Annotated in this window: 1 protein-coding gene; it reads right to left on the reverse strand. The window is 62.8% G+C overall.

Annotated features, from left to right (window positions below; all coding sequences use genetic code 11):
* Nucleotides 1-135 precede the first annotated feature (135 nt).
* On the reverse strand, nt 136-1566 hold the full coding sequence (locus tag DRB19_RS29500; RefSeq protein ID WP_245439920.1) for a phospholipase D-like domain-containing protein: 1431 nt from the start codon (nt 1564-1566) through the stop codon (nt 136-138).
* Nucleotides 1567-1818 lie beyond the last annotated feature (252 nt).

The raw sequence follows: 1818 nt of genomic DNA on the forward strand, positions 1-1818 counted from the left end.
TTGGGTCACACAAGGAAATTGCCATCACTTTAGGAGTGTCTCTTGTTCCGTGCCGAAGCGGACATCCAGTCTACTTCGCAAATGTGCCAGAGGGCGACATACCGGACTTGGCAGACGCGATGACGCTCATCGTCATCATCTCAGGATGGCCAGGTAAGGCCGGGACAGGGCCTGCCAGAGGGTACGCGGACGCTCCGGATCGAGGAGCTCGTTATCTGCCAGCGCCTTCTCGGCATCGTTGATTTCGGGTGGATCGAATGGCCGGAGAGAGCGCCCAGGCCCCGAGAGCACCTCGATTGCCGCGATCAGAGATCGCCGCTCGGCCACGATAGCGGTAACCTGCTCCGGCGACCTGCCAAGATGCTCCGCCAGCAGCCTGGCCCGAAAGCTCCGGATCACGTGGGCTACGTCCGCGTCGTCATCCGTCTCAAATGCAAGGTCGCACTCGGTGTCGTAGCCCATGGAGCGGTTGTTCAGGTTGGACGACCCCACCCGCAGCAGACGGTCGTCGACGATCATGATCTTGGCATGAACGTAGATCGGCTGCCCACCCTCCGTAACGGGCGTATACACCCGCAGGCGCCCGAAGCAGTCGCGGCGCCCGAGTATGGCCAGGAGACGGGCCCGCGCTGAGCCCATGGCCTCCTCCTCAAGCCAGCCTTCCGCCGATTCAGGGTTGATGATCACGAACTCGGGTCCATCCGGCTCGCTGAGGCGCTGCGCAATGGCTTCCGCAATGGCACGTGAGGCGAAGTACTGGCTCTCGAGGTAAACGCTTCTGCGGGCGGCCGCGATCGCGGTAAAGCACAGGGCTTCGATCTCGCGCACCTCAGCCTGGGTGTCGTAGGCTGGGATGGTTCGGGCGATTGCGACTGCCACGTCGTTCATGTCGACAGGCAAGCCCTCGGGCCACGGGTCTGAGCCCGTCGGTGGCGGCGCCAGGATCTCCCCTGACGCTCGCTCCCAGCGCTCACGGGCGTGATCGCCTAGGGCCTTGGCCGCCGGTCCGCTGACCGCCGTGGTGGCGTCATGCCATGGCCCGTAGGCGCGACGCGTGAAAGGACGACGACGGCGGGGATCATCATCACGGTGCTCTGATGTGTCCCAACGGTCGCCGGTCATGTCGATGCCGCCACAGAACGCGATGGCATCATCGATCACAACGATTTTGTGGTGGTGCGCTGCGCCGGGCGGGTGAGCACCATCCAGTTTGAAGGTGATGCGCTCGTGCAAAGCCCATTGGGCCACGCGGAAAAGGGTCGTACCCCGCCACAGGGCCTTCACTGTGCCGAGATCCCACTTCAGGATGTTGATGTGAAGGCCCGGCCTGGTGTCGGCAAGCCACGTCAGGAACGCTCCGAGAAGCCTGGGATATTCGTCCGTTCCGTCGGTCGGGTCGAGGTCGATGCGGGTATCGAAGTCCCAGCCGATCAGGAAGATGGAATGCTGCGCCTTGAGCATGGCGGATCGGGCGGCCCGGAAGTACTCGGCGGCATCGACGATGAGGGCAACCCGATCGGCCTGCTCGATTCGCCAGCATGTATGACCAGGCTGCAAGACTCGCACTGCTGTCCTCTCCGTCGTCCCGACGCGCTGCATATCTCGTCCTTTGGCAGGAGCGTGGCTTTATCCAAGGTACCGTGGCTGTAAACTGGGTGCGGTCATCTACGGTTCCGCGGAGAGCCGTGGGCGTAACATTGGTCCGGTTAGGTAGGTACGGTCTTAAAGCGTGGTCGTGTAAAGGTCCGCTTCACGCTCCCATTACAGAAGGTCGGCTTAGGTCCGCCTCGTGCCATGAACGGACGTTCCTGGTTCACA

Source organism: Microvirga aerophila (genome assembly GCF_003332305.1).
In the GTDB taxonomy this organism is placed as follows: Bacteria; Pseudomonadota; Alphaproteobacteria; order Rhizobiales; family Beijerinckiaceae; genus Microvirga; species Microvirga aerophila.